This window comes from Micrococcus sp. HSID17227 (assembly GCF_003989405.1).
GTDB lineage: Bacteria > Actinomycetota > Actinomycetes > Actinomycetales > Micrococcaceae > Micrococcus > Micrococcus luteus.
Genome location: NZ_RBLN01000333.1, coordinates 1 through 2,122, shown reverse-complemented (window position 1 = coordinate 2,122; position 2,122 = coordinate 1). Strand labels below are relative to the sequence as shown.

The following is a 2,122-nucleotide window of genomic DNA, read 5'->3' as shown; positions in this document are numbered from 1 at the left end:
CTCCCAACCCTCCCCCTTATTAGGGATTTCCCATAGGTCCCCGACAGGTCGTGCTGGCACGACGTCGACGTGAAGGTCATAGACCGGGAAGTCCACCTTCACCGACCGGTCGTTGCGCGATACTCGACCACCGGGGCCACCTGGGCCCGCAGGTCCTTGGCGTGCACCAGCAGGCGGGCGGGGACGGGCGCGCCGTCGCCGTCGTCGGACGCGTCGGGGGGCGGCAGGCCGGGGGCGTCGTCGTCGCCCTGCGCCACGAGGTCCTCGAGCGGGACGATGTGCGGGTGGGGGACCACGAGGGCGCGCACGCCGTAGTCGCGGGCGAGGGTCGCCGCGGCGCCGGGGGTGAGCGTGAGCACGGCGTCCGCGCGGCCCAGCAGCACGGCCAGGCGGTCCCGGTGGGGGCCCTGGTCCGTCAGGTGCGGGTTCTCGAGGTCGTGCACGGTCACGACGACGGCGCCCCCGTGCGCGTGCTGCGCGTCCAGGGCGGCGGCCAGCTGGGCGGGGCTGAAGTGCTCGAAGCCGAAGTGCACGTGCAGCACGTCCGGGCGGTGCTCGGCCAGCCACTCCGCGCGCAGGGCCCGGGGCGGCCACCACTGGTGCGCGGGCGCGCCCGGCACCGGCGGGTCCGGCAGGAACTCCACGTCCGGCGCGGCGCCCGGGTCGAGGGGGCGGATCGCGCGGGTGTACGGGTGCTGCGCGGGCACGTGCTGGACGGTGATGCTCACGGGGGAGGGCCTCCTGACCTGGGGATGCGATGCCGCGCGGGCGGCGTGTCCCCGTCCCGGGTCGGGGGTCGCGGAATCTAGTCTGTCAGGGCAGGATCGGAGAATCGGAGCAGCGGCATCCTGTCCGTTCCGGCGCGCCGCCGCGTCGAGGAGCGCCGCCGCAGGTGAAGGGGATCGTGGACGTGGACTCGCAGCCGCAGGGACGTGTGCTGTACGTGACCGTGGGCGCGCCGGAGCACGGCGTGGTGCGCCATGGCCGGCAGATCGCCGCCGCCCTCCGGAGGGTGGGCGCCGAGGTGGAGCTGCTCAGGGCGGAGGACGTCGCGGCGTTCCGGGGCCTCGTGCCCCTGCTGGAGGAGGCGCGGGCGCTGGGCGCCGCCGTGCACCTGGACGTCACGGACGCACTGTTCGGCCCCACCGCGACCGCCGCCGCGGACCTGCTCGTCGACGTCCTGCCCGCAGGCACCACGCTCACCCTGCACGACATCCCGCAGCCCGCTGAGGGCGACGGCCGCTACCGCCGCCGCGGCGAGGCGTACGCGCGGCTCGCCCAGACGGTGGCCGGCGTCGTGGTCTCCTCCCAGCACGAACGGGCGCTGCTGGCGGACCTCGTGGACGTGGCCGCGGACGTGGTCCCGCTGCCCGTGGAGGACCGCCGGGCCGCGGCCGCCCGTGCCGAACCGGTGGTGCCGGAGAGCATGGCCGGCCTCGACCGGGACCTCGTGCTCTTCGGCTTCGTCTACCCGGGCAAGGGGCACGCCCTCGCCCTGGAGGCCCTCACCGAGCTGCACCGCCAGTGGGGCCCGGACTCCGGGGCGCCGCGCCGGCTGACGGCGCTCGGACCCGTCAGCATCGGGCATGACGACCTCGTGGCGGAGCTGACCCGCGACGCCGAGGCGCGCGGCCTGGAGTTCCGCGTCACCGGGTTCGTGCCGGACGAGTTCGCGGACGCGGCCCTGCTCTCGGCGGGCATCCCGTTCGCGGCGCACCGCAACGTGTCCGCGTCCGGGTCCCTGGCGGCGTGGACCTCGGTGGGGCGGCGGGCGATCGCCTCCGCGGGCCGCTACACGGAGGAGATGGAGCGCCTGCGCCCGGGCACCCTGCGGCTCGTGCACCCGAACGGGTCGCCGGCCTTCGCGCTGGCCGAGGCGATCGCCGAGGCGGTCGAGGACCCCGAGCGCACGTGGCTCGACCCCGCCGTGGACCTCTCGCCCGGGGCCGAGGACTGCGCGCGGATGCTCTTCGACGTGCTCCGCCGCGTGCACAGGTGGACGTGAGCGCTGCCGTCTCCGTGGTGGTGCCCTACTACCGGGCCCAGGCGGACCTCGACCGGCTCACGGCCGCGCTCGCGGCCCAGCGCGGCCTGACCGGCGGGCTGCAGCTCGTGGTGGCCG

The 2,122-nt window shown here is 76.1% G+C and carries 2 protein-coding genes; one reads left to right on the top strand and one right to left on the bottom strand.

The genetic code is table 11. The annotated features are described in order from the left end of the window. Positions 1-98 precede the first annotated feature (98 nt). Positions 99-728, bottom strand: coding sequence for a glycosyltransferase family 4 protein (locus D8M29_RS11465; RefSeq protein ID WP_238693403.1), 630 nt, complete (start codon positions 726-728; stop codon positions 99-101). Positions 729-892: 164 nt separating this feature from the next. Between D8M29_RS11465 and D8M29_RS11460 the strand changes: the two genes are divergently transcribed. After that, positions 893-2,005, top strand: coding sequence for a hypothetical protein (locus D8M29_RS11460; protein WP_127445993.1), 1,113 nt, complete (start codon positions 893-895; stop codon positions 2,003-2,005). Positions 2,006-2,122 lie beyond the last annotated feature (117 nt).